Genomic DNA, 266 nt, shown 5'->3' with positions numbered 1-266 from the left:
ACTGCCGGTACTTGGCCGTGTCGATGCGTTGCCCCAGGCGTGCGCCCATGGAGGAGTAACGTTCATCGGTGAGGGCGCGGTAGCGGGCCTCGGCCCGGGACAGCGTGCGCCCGGTCGCCTCTGACTGAAGCCGCTGCGAGGCCAGCTCCGGGGATGGGGATTCTGGCGGGTACAGGCTTTCCAGGGTCTTGTTCAGCAGCATGGCCACCAGGTTTCGATGATGGAAATCCCGGCTCTGCCGGCTCAGCCGTTCTGCATCGAGTTGG

General features: G+C 65.8%; 1 pseudogene. It reads right to left on the bottom strand.

From position 1 onward, the window contains the following. A pseudogene (locus tag WCE05_RS26520) lies at positions 1-266 on the bottom strand (hypothetical protein); the annotation flags it as partial.

The organism is Pseudomonas sp. I2, from assembly GCF_040984075.1.
Classification (GTDB): Bacteria; Pseudomonadota; Gammaproteobacteria; order Pseudomonadales; family Pseudomonadaceae; genus Aquipseudomonas; species Aquipseudomonas guariconensis_B.
Note: the sequence above shows the minus strand (reverse complement) of the source record. Positions and strands in the feature narration are given on the sequence as shown.